At 65.3% G+C, this 15,897-nt stretch carries 12 protein-coding genes and 1 tRNA gene; 3 read left to right on the top strand and 10 right to left on the bottom strand.

Annotated elements, in window-relative coordinates; translation table 11 throughout:
* The first annotated feature begins 20 nt into the window (after positions 1-20).
* On the top strand, positions 21-647 hold the full coding sequence (locus BXA00_RS17065) for a TIGR00730 family Rossman fold protein (protein ID WP_076519667.1): 627 nt from the start codon (positions 21-23) through the stop codon (positions 645-647).
* 68 nt (positions 648-715) lie between these two features.
* Here the strand turns inward: BXA00_RS17065 and BXA00_RS17060 are convergent, their stop codons facing one another.
* On the bottom strand, positions 716-1,579 hold the full coding sequence (locus BXA00_RS17060) for a LysR substrate-binding domain-containing protein (RefSeq protein WP_076519666.1): 864 nt from the start codon (positions 1,577-1,579) through the stop codon (positions 716-718).
* 106 nt (positions 1,580-1,685) lie between these two features.
* Between BXA00_RS17060 and BXA00_RS17055 the strand changes: the two genes are divergently transcribed.
* Positions 1,686-2,084, top strand: coding sequence for a 4-oxalocrotonate tautomerase (locus BXA00_RS17055; RefSeq protein WP_076519664.1), 399 nt, complete (start codon positions 1,686-1,688; stop codon positions 2,082-2,084).
* Positions 2,085-2,175: 91 nt separating this feature from the next.
* Here the strand turns inward: BXA00_RS17055 and typA are convergent, their stop codons facing one another.
* From typA to scpB, 8 genes are all read right to left on the bottom strand, one after another.
* Positions 2,176-3,999 (bottom strand): translational GTPase TypA, encoded by a 1,824-nt coding sequence (gene typA, locus BXA00_RS17050; protein WP_076519662.1) that lies wholly within the window; start codon positions 3,997-3,999, stop codon positions 2,176-2,178.
* Positions 3,996-4,748: a tRNA pseudouridine(55) synthase TruB gene (truB, locus tag BXA00_RS17045; RefSeq protein WP_076519660.1), complete on the bottom strand. Its 753-nt coding sequence runs from the start codon at positions 4,746-4,748 to the stop codon at positions 3,996-3,998. The genes typA and truB overlap by 4 nt, the downstream gene beginning before the upstream one ends.
* A gap of 39 nt (positions 4,749-4,787) precedes the next feature.
* A complete protein-coding gene (rbfA, locus tag BXA00_RS17040) occupies positions 4,788-5,189 on the bottom strand; it encodes a 30S ribosome-binding factor RbfA (protein ID WP_076519658.1) in 402 nt (133 codons plus the stop codon).
* Between the two features lie 24 nt (positions 5,190-5,213).
* Complete coding sequence (gene infB, locus BXA00_RS17035; protein WP_076519657.1) at positions 5,214-8,279, bottom strand: translation initiation factor IF-2; 3,066 nt, start codon at positions 8,277-8,279, stop codon at positions 5,214-5,216.
* A gap of 96 nt (positions 8,280-8,375) precedes the next feature.
* Positions 8,376-9,854 (bottom strand): transcription termination factor NusA, encoded by a 1,479-nt coding sequence (gene nusA, locus BXA00_RS17030; protein ID WP_076519655.1) that lies wholly within the window; start codon positions 9,852-9,854, stop codon positions 8,376-8,378.
* Complete coding sequence (gene rimP / locus BXA00_RS17025; protein WP_076519653.1) at positions 9,851-10,351, bottom strand: ribosome maturation factor RimP; 501 nt, start codon at positions 10,349-10,351, stop codon at positions 9,851-9,853. The genes nusA and rimP overlap by 4 nt, the downstream gene beginning before the upstream one ends.
* Positions 10,352-10,825: 474 nt before the next feature.
* Positions 10,826-12,646 carry a 23S rRNA pseudouridine(2605) synthase RluB gene (rluB, locus tag BXA00_RS17020; RefSeq protein WP_231952099.1) on the bottom strand — a complete coding sequence of 607 codons (1,821 nt, stop codon included), beginning with the start codon at positions 12,644-12,646 and terminating at the stop codon, positions 10,826-10,828.
* 17 nt (positions 12,647-12,663) lie between these two features.
* A complete protein-coding gene (gene scpB / locus BXA00_RS17015; RefSeq protein ID WP_369825615.1) occupies positions 12,664-13,887 on the bottom strand; it encodes an SMC-Scp complex subunit ScpB in 1,224 nt (407 codons plus the stop codon).
* A 69-nt stretch (positions 13,888-13,956) separates the two neighbouring features.
* Here scpB and BXA00_RS17010 point away from each other — a divergent pair.
* Positions 13,957-14,033, top strand: a tRNA-Met gene (locus BXA00_RS17010).
* Positions 14,034-14,938: 905 nt separating this feature from the next.
* On the opposite strand, the gene BXA00_RS17005 is transcribed toward BXA00_RS17010, so the two are convergent.
* Positions 14,939-15,844, bottom strand: coding sequence for a LysR family transcriptional regulator (locus tag BXA00_RS17005; RefSeq protein ID WP_156902818.1), 906 nt, complete (start codon positions 15,842-15,844; stop codon positions 14,939-14,941).
* Positions 15,845-15,897 lie beyond the last annotated feature (53 nt).

Here is a 15,897-nt window from a genome sequence, read left to right as displayed (position 1 = left end):
GCAAACAAATTCCGCTGATTATGTCAGAGATACGGACGGCGGCAGACAAGCTCGCCCACATCGGGCCCGCGGTCAGCGTTTTCGGCAGCGCACGAGTCAGCCGCAATTCTCCGTACTATGAAACCACCATCGCAATTTCCGCAGCCCTGGCCGAAGCCGGTTTCGCCATCATCGCGGGCGGCGGCCCCGGCATCATGGAGGCCGCGAACAAGGGCGCGTTTGAAGCAGGAGGCACGAGCGTCGGGTTGAACATCAGCCTGCCTCACGAAGCGCACAACAACGAATACCAGACCATCAGCCTGTCCTTCGAATACTTCTTTCCCCGGAAGGCGGCGTTCTTCATGCACAGCTTCGCCTATGTGGCGATGCCGGGCGGATTCGGCACCCTGGATGAACTTTTCGAAGCCCTGACGCTGATCCAGACGGGCAAGGTCCCGCCTGCCCCGATCGTGCTGGTCGGCAGCGAATACTGGTCGGGACTGGCCGAATGGCTGGGCGACCAGGTGCTCGGAAACGGCATGATCGCCGCGCACGACCTGGATCTTTTCATCATCGAAGACGATCCGGTCAAGGTGGTGCGCAAGGTTGTTGAATTCCACGAACGGGTCACGTCGGACGAACAGTACGCCCCGTCCATGCCCGCCTGAACGGCCCTGGCCGCGGCGGGCGCGAACGTCCCTCAACGCCCGCCTGCGCGCCGCCTCCGGCCACGCGCCTACGACATCGCCGTCACGATGGCCTGGCGCGCCAGCCCCACGAATTCGCTTTCGCCGGGGCGGGCGGCGAGCAGCCGGAATTCCACTGACGGCAGCGCCGGCAGGCCGGGCGCGTGCAACCTCGCCATCCCTGCCCCCAGCGCGGATTCGTTCAGGCAGGCGACGCCCAGGCCGGCCGCCACGGCAAGCTGCAGGCCCGCCACGCCTGAGGCCACGTGCGCCACCGAATACGCCTGGCCGCGCCGCGACAGCAGCCGCTCCACATATTGGCGCAGCGCGCAGGTCTCCGGCAGCACCAGCAGCGGCAGCGGATCGGCCGTAGGAGCCGCCGCGCGTTGCGCCGCCATCCACAGCAGCGGCTCGCGGCGCAGCAACGCGCCTTGCGCCCGGCCACGCGTCCCCCCGCGCTCCTGGATGACCATCGAAATGCCCACGTCGATCTCGCCGCGCTCATAGGCGGCCTCGATCGCCCCGCTCTTCATGATGGTGACGTGCAGGCGCACCCGCGGATACTGCTCGTTCAGGCGCCGCAACATGCGCGCCACGTCCCCGGGCCGATAGTAGTCGGTGATGCACAGCCTCAGTTCGCCCTGCAGCGCCACGCCGCGCAGGTCGCGCCAGGCTTCGTCGCTCAGCGCCAGGATGCGGCGCGCGTGCGCCAGCAGGCGCTCGCCCGCCGGCGTGGCGCGCACGCCGGCCTTGCCGCGCACCAGCAGCGGCTGGCCGGCGCGTTCCTCCAGCTTGCGCATCTGTTCGCTGACCGACGACTGGGACAGGAACACTTTGGGCGCGGCCGCCGTCAGGCTGCCTGCATCCAGCACCGCCACCAGCGTCCGCAGCAGATCCAGGTCAAATCCCGACACGATTCATCCAACGGTTATATCGATGGGTGAAATCGTAAAATCCCGCTTTTCCGATGTCAACGGCTTCCCTAGACTGGTTGCGTGCCATTCAACCAGGAGCCCCCTCATGCCGCACATCGTCATCCACCTCTCCGGCGCGCCGGACGCCGCCACTGACCGCCGCATCGTCGATGCGGTAGCCGGGCTGACCCAATCGGAGCTGGGCAAGAAGCTGCCCGTCATCGCGATCACCCTCCAGCACATTGCGCACGACCAGTGGTACATCGGCGGCGAACCGCTGTCGGCGCTTGGCAAGAACGCGTTCCACCTCGACATCAGCGTGACTGACGAAACCAATACCAAGGCCGAGAAGGCGCGCTTCATCAAGGCGATCTACAGCGCATTCCAGGACATCCTGGGCGAACTGCACGAGTGCTCGTACGTGCACGTCATCGACGCGCGCGCGGCCGCCTATGGCTATGGCGGACTGACGCAGGAGCATCGCCACCAGCACGGCGCCGCGTAAGCCGCGCCTCCAAAGAAAAAGCCGCGCATCCTTCAGGATGCGCGGCTTTTTGTCTGTCGGCCGGGATGTCCCCGGCCCGACGCCATCAGGCTCAGACCGCGGCTTCGCGCGCGGCGCGCTTGCGCTCGTTTTCGAGCAGGTAGCGCTTGCGCAGGCGGATCGACTTCGGGGTGATTTCCACCAGTTCGTCGTCGTCGATGAATTCCACGGCGTATTCCAGCGACATCTGGATCGGCGGAACCAGGCGCACGGCCTCGTCGGTGCCCGAGGCGCGCACGTTGGTCAACTGCTTGCCCTTGATCGGGTTCACGACCAGGTCGTTGTCGCGGCTGTGGATGCCGATGATCATGCCTTCGTACAGCGCATCGCCCGGATTGACGAACATGCGGCCGCGATCCTGCAGCTTCCAGAGCGCGTAGGCCACGGCATCGCCGTTGTCCTGGCTGATCAGCACGCCGTTGCGGCGTTCGCCGATCGAGCCTTCCTTGATGGGCGCGTACTCGTGGAAGATGTGGCTCATCAGGCCCGTGCCGCGCGTCAGCGTCAGGAATTCGTTCTGGAAGCCGATCAGGCCGCGGGCCGGGATCAGGTATTCCAGGCGGGTACGGCCACGGCCGTCCGGCTGCATGTCCTGCAGGTCGCCCTTGCGGCGGCCCAGCTCTTCCATGACGCCGCCCTGGTGGGCGTCTTCCACGTCGACGGTCAGGGACTCGAACGGCTCGCACTTCACGCCGTCGACTTCCTTGAACACGACACGCGGGCGCGACACGGCCAGCTCGTAGCCTTCACGACGCATCGTTTCCAGCAGGATGGTCAGGTGCAGTTCACCGCGGCCCGACACTTCGAACACGGTGTCGTCGCCCGTGTCGCGCACGCGCAGCGCCACGTTGGACTTCAGTTCGCGATCAAGGCGGTCACGAAGCTGGCGGCTGGTGACGAATTTGCCTTCGCGGCCGGCCAGCGGCGAGGTGTTCACCATGAAGTTCATGGTCAGCGTCGGCTCGTCGATGCGCAGCATCGGCAGCGGATCCTGGGTGACCGGGTCGGTCACCGTGCAACCGATACCCAGTTCTTCGATGCCGTTGATCAGCACGATGTCGCCGGCTTCGGCTTCGTTCACGACGACGCGCTCCAGGCCGTGGAACTTCAGGACCTGGTTGATGCGGCCGCGGCCGCCCTGGCCTTCGGGACCGAACTTGTAGGCCACTTCCATGCCCGGGCGCATGCGGCCACGGTTGATGCGGCCCACGCCGATCTTGCCGACGTAGCTGTTGTAGTCCAGCGAGATGATCTGCATCTGCAGCGGACCATTGGGATCGTCGTCGCGCTGCGGCACGTGCTGCAGGATGGCTTCAAACAGCGGACGCATGTCGCCTTCGCGCACGTCCGGGGTAAGGCCAGCGTAGCCCGACAGGCCCGAGGCGTACACCACCGGGAAGTCCAGCTGCTCGTCGGTAGCGCCCAGCTTGTCGAACAGGTCGAACGTGGCGTTGATGACGAAGTCCGGGCGAGCGCCGGGACGGTCGACCTTGTTGACCACGACGATCGGCTTCAGGCCCAGGGCCAGCGCCTTGCGGGTCACGAAAATCGTCTGCGGCATCGGGCCTTCGACGGCGTCCACCAGCAGCAGCACGCCGTCGACCATGGACAGCACGCGCTCGACTTCACCGCCGAAGTCCGCGTGTCCCGGGGTGTCGACGATGTTGATGTGGGTGCCTTCGTATTCCACGGCACAGTTCTTGGCCAGAATCGTGATGCCGCGTTCTTTTTCCAGGTCGTTCGAGTCCATGACCCGTTCGGTCAGCGCCTGGTTTTCGCGGAAGGTGCCGGATTGGCGCAGCAGCTGGTCGACCAGGGTGGTTTTACCGTGGTCAACGTGGGCGATGATGGCGACGTTGCGCAAGGCGCGAGTCATAGCGAGTCCTTTAAGGTCAGGGTGGAGGGCAGCAAGCCCTCCGGCAATTCGTTCAGTGCAAGCAATGCCTGCTTGGGATCTGGCATGGCCTGCAAGGCTTCCAGTTCAACGGCGCGATCCAGAGAAAATGGCCCGACGTGCGTGCGCCGCAGCGCCGTCAGGTGGGCGAAACAGCCCAGCACGCGCCCGATGTCCTGGGCCAGTGTCCGGATGTATGTGCCTTTACTGCAAGCCACATCGATCTCTGCCTGCGTCCCGCTCAGGGACAACAGCTCGATGCGGTAAATCGTGATCTGGCGCGGCGGCCGTTCAAGTTCAATGCCGGCGCGCGCGTACTCGTACAGGGGCTTGCCGTCGCGCTTGAGCGCGGAATACATCGGCGGAATCTGCTCGATGGTGCCCGAGAAACGTGACAGCGCATCGCGCAGCGCCTGTTCCTCGACGACGAAACCCGGTTCGGCGGTCGCCGTGACGTTGCCCGTCAGGTCGCCGGAATCGGTTTCCGATCCAAATTGCAGCGTAGCGCGATACGCCTTGTCGGCGTCAAGCATCGCGCCGGAAATTTTGGTCGCACGTCCCATGCAGCACACCAGCAGGCCGGTGGCAAAAGGGTCCAGCGTGCCGGTATGGCCGGCTTTCGCCGCGTCCATGGCGCGTTTGGCGCGCTGCAAGGCGTGATTGCTCGACAAACCCACAGGTTTGTCGAGCAACAGCACACCGTCGAGCGCAAGCCCGCGTCGTTTAGCCATCGTCGAAATCCGGAAAATGAAGCAGTGACGACAGCCCGGTCAGGACTGGTCTTCTGGCTCGTCGGGAACGCCCGAATGCGGGCCGGGGCGGTTTGCGCGGTCGATGAGGATCGACATCTCGATGCCACGGGCGACTTGCTCGTCGTGGAAAAAGCGCAAAGTGGGGACGGTGTGAATGTGCAACAGCTTGTAGAGCTGCGAATGCAGCCAGCCGGCCTTCTCGTTCAGCAAGGTGGTGGCGGCTTCGGGCTCGGCGCCCAAAACCGTGAACCACACCTTGGCATGCGCGTAGTCGGTCGACAGTTCCACACCTGAGATCGTGATCAGTCCAGCGCGACTCATGTCGATTTCGCGCTGGATGATCCCGGCCAGATCCTTCTGGATCTGGTCGGCCAGCCGCAGATTGCGGCCAGGAATGGCTTTGGACTTGTGACGGCTCATTAGAAATAATGCCTGGCGCCTGCTTTACAGCGTGCGCGCGATTTCCTTGATTTCAAAGACTTCCAGCTGGTCGCCCACCTGGATGTCGTTGTTGCCGCGCAGCGTCAGACCGCAATCGAAGCCCGACTTGACTTCCTTGACGTCGTCCTTGAACCGGCGCAGGGAATCGAGATGCCCCGTCCAGTGAACCACGTTGTTGCGCAGCAGGCGGACCTGGGAATCGCGCCGCACGATGCCATCGAGCACCATGCAACCCGCGATGTTGCCGAGGCGGGAGATGCTGTACACCTCGCGGATCTCGACCAGGCCGATGATTTCTTCCTTCTTCTCGGGCGCCAGCATGCCCGACATGGCGGCCTTCACCTCATCCACGGCGTCGTAGATGATGTTGTAGTAGCGCACGTCGATGCCGTTGTTCTCGGCCAGCTTCTTGGCGCTGGCGTCGGCGCGCACGTTGAAGCCGATGACGACGGCGTGCGAGGCGATGGCCAGGTTGATGTCGGTTTCCGAGATGCCGCCCACGGCCGCATGCACGACCTGGACGCGGACTTCGTCGGTGGACAGCTTGACCAGCGACTGCACCAGCGCTTCCTGCGAACCCTGCACATCGGTCTTGACGATGAGCGTGAGGGTCTGGGTGCCTTCGCCCAGGTTGTCGAACATCGATTCCAGCTTGGCGGCCTGTTGGCGCGCCAGCTTGACGTCGCGGAACTTGCCCTGGCGGAACAGCGCGATTTCGCGCGCCTTGCGCTCGTCGGACAGCGCCATCAGCTCGTCGCCGGCGGCCGGCACTTCGGTCAGGCCCTGGATTTCGACGGGGATGGAGGGACCGGCCGACTGGATCGGCTTGCCGTTTTCGTCCAGCATGGCGCGCACGCGGCCAAAGCTTGCGCCGGCCAGCACGACGTCGCCGCGCTTGAGCGTGCCGCTCTGCACCAGGATCGTCGCGACCGGGCCGCGGCCCTTGTCCAGACGGGCTTCGATGACCAGGCCCTTGGCGGGCGCGTCTTCCGGCGCCTTGAGTTCCAGCACTTCGGCTTGCAGCAGCACGTTTTCGAGGAGATCGTCGATGCCCTGGCCGGTCTTGGCGGACACGCCCACGAACGGCACGTCGCCACCGTATTCTTCCGGCACGACCTCTTCGGCAACCAGTTCCTGCTTCACGCGGTCCGGGTTGGCGGCGGGCTTGTCGATCTTGGTCACGGCCACGACGATGGGCACGCCCGCGGCCTTGGCATGGTGGATGGCTTCGCGCGTCTGCGGCATCACGCCGTCGTCGGCGGCAACCACCAGGATCACGATGTCGGTCGCCTTGGCGCCGCGGGCACGCATGGCGGTGAACGCCTCGTGGCCCGGGGTGTCAAGGAAGGTCACCATGCCGCGCTCGGTGCGGACATGATAGGCGCCGATGTGCTGCGTAATGCCGCCGGCTTCGCCCGCGGCGACCTTGGCGCGGCGGATGTAGTCCAGCAGCGAGGTCTTGCCGTGGTCGACGTGGCCCATGACGGTCACGACCGGCGCGCGCGGCAGCTGCTCGGCTTCGGATTGCGTGGCGGATTCGTCCAGGAACGCTTCCGGATCGTCCAGCTTGGCGGCGATGGCCACGTGGCCCAGTTCCTCGACCACGATCATGGCCGTTTCCTGGTCCAGCACCTGGTTGATGGTGACCATCTGGCCAAGCTTCATCAGTTGCTTGATGACTTCAGCGGCCTTGACGGACATCTTGTGGGCCAGGTCGGCCACGCTGATGGTTTCAGGCACGTGGACTTCGCGTGCGATGAATTCCTGCGGCGCCGGCTCGTTGCGGCGGTCGTTCTGCTGGTTGCGGCCGCCTCGGCCGCCGGACTTGCCACCGCCCTTGCCGCCTGCGCGCCAGCCATCGCGGCTGGCCGGGGTTGCCGGCTTGTCAGCGGGCTTCTTGCGCGACGAATCATCGGACCAGGTCGACGACACTTCGGCCGTCTTAATGGTCTTCTTGGCGCCGGGCGCGGCCGGCTTGGCGTCCTTCTTGGCCGCAGGCGCGGCGCCGGGCTTGCCTGCCGGCTTGTGCAGCGTGCCGGAGATCGGCGCGGCGGCAGGCGCCTCCGGCTCGGGCGCGCGCAGCACCTTGCGGGGACGGTTCAGCATTTCACGCAGCGCGGCGGCTTCAGCCTCGGCGGCCCGGCGGGCCTCGTCGCGGGCGGCCGGCGCGGCGGATGCGGCGAGCGGCGGACCAGCACGGCGGTTGTCGGCGCGGTTGCCCACCCTGGGGGCGGCCACCGGCGCGGCAGCCTCGGGCTTCGCTGCGGGCTTCACGGGTTCGGACTTCGCGCCAGGCTGGGCCTGGGCGGCAGGCGCGGCGGCCTGGGAGGAAGATGTTTCGGACTTATTGGCTAGCACAGCAGGTTCCGGCTTGGCTTCTTCAGCCTTGGGCTCGGTGGGTTCAGTCTTGATTTCGGGCTTGGCCTCTTCGGCCACGGGCTCGGCAGGAGCAGGCGCCGGCGTCGGTTCGGGTTCAGGCTGTGCCTGGACTTCAGGCACTTGGGCCTCGACGGGGGCGGACGCTTCGGCCGCGACGGATTCGGTTGCCGCGGGCGCTTCGACCGGCGCAGCAGCCTCTACGGCAGGCTCTTGGGCCGGCGCGGCTGCGGGAGCAGGCGCTTCGGCGGTCACAGGTGCCGCTTCGCGGGGCTCGGCGGCGGCAGGCGCCTCCGGGGCTGCCGGCTCGGCCGGAGCCGAGACCTGCGCCGCGGCTTCCGCCGCCACGTCTTCTTCGGGACGGGCGGAGGCAGCCTGCTCCAGGGCGAGTTCGGACGGGTCGCGCTTGACGAACACGCGCTTTTTGCGCACTTCGACCTGGATCGTGCGCGAGCGGCCCGTGGCATCGGCCTGCCGGATCTCGGAAGTCTGGCGGCGCGTCAGCGTGATCTTCTTGCCTTCGGTTGCGCCGTGTGCGCGACGCAGCGATTCGAGCAATTTCGCCTTGTCGCTGTCGGTGACGGAGTCGTCGACCGATTTGAGGTCAACGCCAGCCGAGCGCAGCTGATCCAGCAGCACATTGGCAGGCATTTTCAGCTCGGTAGCGAACTGGGCGACGGTATTACTCGACATTAGGCTCTCTCTTCCCTATAGGCAGCTATTACAAACAACGTGAACTTGCGGTGGACGATGCAAGGCTTCCCCCACCGCAGATCCGTGTCCTTATGGTTATTCTTCGTCGAACCAATGGGCACGGGCACGCATGATGAGATCGCTGGCTTCCTCTTCGGTCAGACCGGCGATTTCCGCCAGTTCGTCCGTGGCCAATTCGGCCAGATCATCACGCGTATGCACTTGACGCTCGGCCAGCTTGGCGGCCAGTTCCGGCGTCATGCCTTCGAGTTCAAGCAAATCCTGTGCGGTCTCAAGGCGCTCTTCCTGGGCAATTGCCTCGGTCAGCAGCGCATTGCGGGCACGGGCGCGCAACTCGTTGATGGTGTCTTCGTCAAACGCCTCGATTTCCAGCAATTCCTGCATGGGAACGTAGGCGATTTCCTCGATACCGGTGAAACCTTCATCGATCAGGATGTCAGCGACTTCCTCATCGACGTCCAGCTTGCTCATGAACGTGGTGCGCAGGCCCGAACGCTCGACTTCCTGGCGGTTCAGGCTTTCTTCCGGCGTCATGATGTTGATCTGCCAGCCGGTCAATTCCGATGCCAGGCGCACGTTCTGACCCTTGGCGCCAATCGCCTTGGGCAGGTTTTCCTCGTCCACCACGACGTCCATGGCGTGCTTGTCTTCGTCGACGACGATGGACTCGACATTGGCCGGCGCCAGGGCGCCGATGACGAACTGCGCGGGGTCTTCCGACCACAGCACGATATCGACCTGCTCGCCGCCGAGTTCATTGCGCACGGCGGTCACGCGCGAACCGCGCATGCCCACGCACGTCCCGATGGGATCGATACGCTTATCGTATGCCACGACGGCGATCTTCGCACGCACGCCGGCGTCGCGGGCGGCAGCCTTGATCTCAAGGAGACCTTGTTCGATCTCGGGCACTTCGTTCTCGAAGAGCTGGCGGATGAATTCGGGCGAGGTGCGCGAAAGAATCACCTGCTGGCCACGCGCGGCGTGGTCCACACGCAACACGAAGGCGCGCACGCGGTCGGCCACCCGCAGGTTTTCCTTGGGGATCATTTCGGAACGCGGCAAGCGCGCTTCGATCTTGCCCGTTTCGACGATGGCGTCGCCCTTGTCCATGCGCTTGATCGTTCCGGACACGATGGTTTCACCACGGTCCAGGAAGTCGTTCAGCACCTGCTCGCGCTCGGCATCGCGGATCTTCTGCAGGATGGCCTGCTTGGCCGCCTGCGCGCCGATACGGCCGAACTCGATGGGTTCGAGGGGCTCTTCGATGTACTCGCCTTCCTTGATGCCGGGAACGATTTCGACCGCGTCCGACAGCATTTCCTGCTTGTCGGGCTCTTGCAGGCCAGCCTCGTCGGGCACGACCAGCCAACGGCGGAAGCCTTCGTGGTCACCGGTTTCCCTATCGATGGAAACACGAATGTCCGCATCATCCTTGAAGCGCTTTTTCATGGCCGAGGCCAGCGCACTTTCGAGAGCGCCGAACACGACGTCACGCGTGACGTTCTTTTCACGCGCCAAGGCATCGACCAACAGAAGAATTTCGCGACTCATCGCTTTTTGCCCTTGAAATCCAGAACGGGATCCAGTTTTGCACGCTCGATGTCATCGACCGAGAAGTTCAACACCTGGACTTCGTTCTTTTTTGCCTCAAATTCGAGACCGAACACGGTCTTGTGCATTCCTGCAGCGTCGGAGGCTGCGGCGCCGTCTTCCGGCACGGTCAGCGTGCCCGAAAAGACCTTGCGGCCGTCCAATGCCTCGCGCAGCTTGATTTCGATGCGCTCACCTGCGAAGCGGCGAAATTCAGCCTCATTGCGCAGCGGGCGGTCCACGCCCGGCGAACCGACTTCCAGCCGCTTGTAGTCGATGTTCTCGACCTCATAGACCCGCGACAACTGGCGGGAAACCTGCTCGCAGTCTTCGATGCGCACACCGCCGACCCGATCGATCGTGACGCGCAAAAGGCCCAGGGCGGCACGCTCGACGTCGACAAGTTCGACGTCCATGCCAGCCAGAGCCTCTTCGGTCAATGCGAATAAATCAGCCATATACTCAAAAAAAATGGGCTGCACGCCCAGCCCACCGATATTGCACAGAGCCCAGCCGCTTCCCTACTGCACGTAAGGAGCAATGCTGGGCAGCGCCCTATATTGCGACCTAATTTTTGGCTTGCGCCGCCCTGCCTGCCCGACGTAAGTCCGGGGTGCCGCGGAGCCTGTGCGCCGCCCGCAGATTGCGGCCGCGCCAAGGAGACTGCTGCATACAGCGCCCGGCAAACATGCCAGCACAACAGCGATGCGCCCGGCCGGCAGAAACGCCGCCGATGTGCCTTTTGCGGTAAAGCGCACTGCAAAAACCCGTGCATCCGGCAAAAAGCAAATGACGCGAAGCCATGAAAACCATTGATTTTACCAGATAAACTGGAAAAACGCCTGATTCGTCACGGGCTTACGTTTATATGGGACGCATCCACGGGGATGCGTCCGATGCGGCAGCGCGTTTGCACTGCCGCCCCACAGGGATCAGCGTCCCTGACGCCCCCGGCCGCCGCCCACGACGCCCAGGCGGGACTCGTGCGCGGAAGCGCTGCGGGGCTGCCAGTCGTCGCCACGTTGCGACCCCTCGCCACGGGAGGAACCGCCGCCGCGCGGCGTGCGCGGCTTGCCGCCCGCACCCGGTCCCTTGTTGCCACCCGTGCGCGCGCCCTCGGCCTTGCCGCCGCCACGGCCGCCCGCCGCCGGCTTGGCGCCGCGGCCGACATTGCCGCCGCGTGCGCCCGCCGGCTTACCACCAGCGGGCTTGCCGCCCGACTTACCGCCGGGCCGGCGCCCTGCGCCGGCAGGAGCCTCGGCCGGGCTGCCGGCCGCCACGTTGCCCGACGCCACATTGCCGGCCGGCGCGTTGGCTGCGGCCCGCGGGCCGCGCGGCTTGCCGCCGGAACGTCCGCCCGTTTTTCCACCGGACTTGCCGCCGCCCGCGGCGCGGGGTCCGGCCTTGCCCTTGCGATTACCCAGGCCGCCTTCGCCCGAGATGGGATGGCCGTTGGCATAACCGCCGGCGATCATCAGGCCCGTACCAAAGGGATCGGACGGACACGCGAGCGTCTGGCCCGCGCTGCCCGGCCCGCCGCCCTGCAGCTTGCCGCGGCGGCCGATACGGGCGCCGTTCATGCCATTGCGGTCCAGCGTGCCGAAGCCCGGAGGCAGGGCGCTGTCGTGCGACTGCGGCTGCTTGGAGCGGCGGCGGTTGCCCGACGCGTCGTCGTCTTCACGCAACAATCCCAACTGGACCATCAGCGCCGTCACCAGCGAGGCGTCCAATTCGTCCCAGCGGCCCCGGCGCAGCGTGCGCGGCAGGACCACATCGCCGAAGCGGGTGCGGATCAGGCGGCTGACCGTGACGCCGACCGCTTCGAACATGCGGCGGACTTCGCGATTGCGGCCCTCCTGCAGCGTGACGCGATACCAGCGGTTGCTGCCGTCGCCGCCCAGGTAGTCCAGCGAACCGAACGCGGCCAGGCCGTCTTCGAGTTCGATGCCGTCCACCAGCGACTGGCGCGTCGCCTCGTCCATTTCGCCCAGGACGCGGACCGCGTATTCGCGCTCGGTGCCGTAGCGCGGATGCATGATCCGGTTGGCCATGTCGCCCGAGGTCGTGAAGATCAACAGGCCCTCGGTGTTCAGGTCCAGGCGACCGACGGACAGCCACTTGCCCGTGCGCAGCTTGGGCAGGCGCGCGAAGACGCTGGCGCGGCCGCCTGGGTCGTCGTGACTGACGATTTCGCCGGCGGGCTTGTGATACAGGATCACACGCGGCGGCTTCTTGGTGTTCGTGCGCATGATGGGCTTGCCATTGACGCGCACCTGATCGTTCGGACCGACGCGCTGGCCGATATGCGCCGGCTCGCCGTTGACCGACACCCGGCCGGCGACGATCAGTTCTTCCATTTCGCGGCGCGAACCAATGCCCGCATCGGCCAGCACCTTGTGCAGCTTGGGCATGACCGCTTCGCTGTTCAGGTACTTGCCCAGCCGCTGCTCCATGCGATCGGCCGTGTCCAGGTAGGCCAGGGCCTGCTCGGCTTCCTGCTCACCACCACGTGAGTCCGCGGACTCGGCCGGGGCTGCCGGCGCGGCGGCTTGCCCTTCGGCGCCGGGAGCCTGCTCGGCGGCGGCATCGCCCCGACGGCGGCGGAACGGCGTCCTCAGCTTGCGTCCGCGGCCGCGGCCGCCGGCATCGCCTTCGACGGCCGGTTCGCGCGCGGCGGAGGATTCCGGCTGCGCGCCGGCAACGGCGTCATCCGAGCGGGGGGTGTCGTCCTGAATTGCTGTATTCGTTGTCACTGGGACAGCTCCGAATTTCAAACTTGGGTAGGCCTGCCGGGAGCAGGCACGTCATCATCTGGGGACGCCGAATCGTGACCCGACCCGGACCGCTCGGGGTCCGCCTCTTCCGAGGCCGCGGTTGCGGTATCGGGGTCAGGCTGAACGGGATTGCCAAGACCGTGAACGGGCTCACGCCTGGCGTCGCCAGGGGCCACGGTATCGGTCTTGTCAGTCGGGTCAGTCGGTTCCGCGTGTTTTGCGTTCTCGACTCTTTCCTCTGCAGCACCTGCCTCAAAGGCATCGGCGGCCATATTGGAAATGTCGTTGCCAGCCCTGTCGTCAGGAAGATCGGACGAGGGCGGCGTATCGGACAAGCCTTCGGCTTGCTCCCGGACGGTGAATTCGTCTGCGGGATCCGCGCCTTCTTCTGTGCGCGAAAGCAGCGATTCTACGCTATCGATGGCAGCTATGGGGGCATCATCTTCCGAAACAGACAATTCCGCAACGGAGAAGTTTTCGCCGCTTTCCGCGCCCGGGGCCTCGGAAGGCGCATTTTCGCCGTCCTGGAGGGCCGGTTGCGGCTCGCCGTCCGGACCTTGCCCGGCCGCGTCGAGATCGGGAACGCTTGAATCAGGGGCGGCGGCGTCCTGCTCGCCGGCCTCGCCCTGCCCCGGCGCCGGCGTCTCGCCCAGGACCTGCTGCACTTCGCCCAGATCCAGGCCTGCCAGCGCCGCGGCGGCGTGGGCGGTTTCCAGCGGCGGCAACTCATCCAGCGCGCGCAATCCCAAATCATCCAGGAACTGGCGCGTCGTGCCAAACAGCGCCGGTCGCCCCGGCGCGTCGCGGTGGCCGATGACTTCGATCCAGCCCCGGTCCTCGAGCGCCTTCACGATCTGTGACGAAACCGTCACGCCGCGAATGTCTTCGATGTCGCCGCGCGTCACGGGCTGGCGCCACGCCACGATGGCCAGCGTTTCCATGACTGCGCGCGAATACTTGGGCGGCTTTTCGGGGCTCAACCGCTCCAGGTAACGCTGCATGGCGGGACGGCTTTGGAAACGCCAGCCGGAGGCGAGCTGCACGAGCTCCAGCCCGGCATCGGCCCAATTGCCCTGCAGCGTCTCCAGAAGCCTGCGCACGGTGGCATGGTCGAATTGTTCATCATCCCCGAACAGCTTGCGCATATCGGAAATCTGCATCGGCTGCACCGCGCAAAGCAGCGCGGTTTCCAGCACGAGTATTGCCTCGCTATCGTTCATCGACATCCAAATTCAAAAAGGGGCTAACTTGCGCTAGGTTGGAAATAGGGTTAATATTCTTTTCTCAGACGCGGGGTGGAGCAGTCTGGCAGCTCGTCGGGCTCATAACCCGAAGGTCGTAGGTTCAAATCCTGCCCCCGCAACCAAATTGATGAAGGCCTGGCGATTCGCCGGGCCTTTTTCATTTGCGCCGGCGCAGAGTCGATGCATGGCGAGAACACGGGCGGCGAGAACACGGGCAGCGCGAACGCCCGTGAAGCAGCAACCGCAGCGACGGCGACCAGCATCGATGCCGCCGGCAGCGCCATGCGACAAAATACAAGCCCCCGAGGGGCGCTCAGTTTCGAAAGAAATCCCGCGTTCGCCTCGGACCGCACCGACATCCGCCCCACCCTGCCCGAGGCGCGGGCCATCCCGCCGCCCGTCCGCATACAACCCACCCGCAAACACCGCAGCCACCGCATGAGCGGTGCCGCAACAATCGATGTTGGTTTGCGTACTTATCACTGGGTTCCTGTTTCACCGACGCGCCCGCCCCATGCAGCGGCCATGCGCGAACCTGCCGCTCCGACGCCCGTGAGGCGGAACGCCTGCCGCGGCAGCGCTGCTGCGGCAAACGCCTGAGCAAATTCTGGAAAAGCTGGCGCCAGCAATGCTGACGCGAATTGCCAATATGGCTGCGGAACGCGCCGGAACCTCCGGCGCCAATTCAATTCCGCGGAAATTGATCGCAAAGACTAGAACCAACAGGCATCGGCCACCGCGGCGCGGCGGAAAACGCCGCCTGCAAGACCGACACGCCCCCTCGCACAGGCGGAGCCCGGCTCCGCGTTGCGCCGGCCTGCCAGCAGGCCGGAACGTTTGTTAGGTTTTTCTAAGGTCGAATGCTGGCGCGAAACGGCCTGCCGCACTGCGCCTTCAAAGAAACCGCCTTCAAAGCAAAACCCTTGAAAGGAATTTCCCGAGCGCCCGGCCTGGCCAGACACGCCAAAAACTGCGGCAAATTATACCGCCTTATATTCCCCCCTCAAGCCGCGCCGAGCCGGGAAACCTAGCCCGCCGGCTTGTCCCACGGCGCGGATCCAAGCCGGTCCACCAGAAAATCCAGCATCGACCGCAGAATCAGCGGCATCTGGCGGCGCGAGACGTAGACGCCATAAATACCAAGTTCCGGCGGCTTGCACTGGGGCAGAATCACCTGCAGCTTGCCGGACGCGATGTATTGCGCCGCATAGTAGGTGGGCAGCATGGCAATGCCGGCACCCTCCACCGCGGCGCTGCACAATACCGACACCTCGTTCGCACTGATGCTTCCGCTTACGGGCACATCGACCGGCTCGCCGTCGCGCTCGAAACGCCACAGGCTTTTGCCAAAATAAGAATGGGTGAGACAGTTGCGCAACGACAGGTCTTCGATGCGCGCCGGCACGCCTTCGCGCGCCAGGTACTCCGGCGACGCGCAAACGACCGATCGGCAGACCGCCAGCTTGCGGGCGATCAGGTTGGGATCCAGGTCGTTCGTGATGCGCACTGCCAGGTCGACGCGCTCTTCCACCAGATTGACCGCACGCTCGACCAGCATCAGGTCGACCGACGTGCCCGGATGCCGCTTGACGTAGTCCGTCACGGCGGGAGCCAGAAGACGCGCACCGAACGACATGCTCGTGGTGATGCGAAGCAGGCCGCGCGGCGTGTCTTCGGGAGTGGCCACGGCGCTGTGCAGATCGCCGACCATATCGAGCATCTGGCGGCAACGGGGCAAGGTTTCGGCACCGGCCGGCGTCAGACTCAAGCGCCGGGTGGTGCGATGCAATAGACGCACGCCGACCCATTGCTCCATCTCGGCCAGGTAGCGGGACACCATGGCGCGCGACATGTCCAGATGGACGGCAGCCGCCGACAGGCTACCCCGGTCGGCAACCTCGACGAACACCTGCATGGCTTTCAGACGGTCCATGATTGTCTCGGTACGTGCATCAGACCGTACCGGTTATACCGTATTTCAGCGGC

Source organism: Achromobacter sp. MFA1 R4 (genome assembly GCF_900156745.1).
Classification (GTDB): domain Bacteria; phylum Pseudomonadota; class Gammaproteobacteria; order Burkholderiales; family Burkholderiaceae_B; genus Achromobacter.
This window is presented reverse-complemented; position numbering and strand designations above follow the sequence as displayed.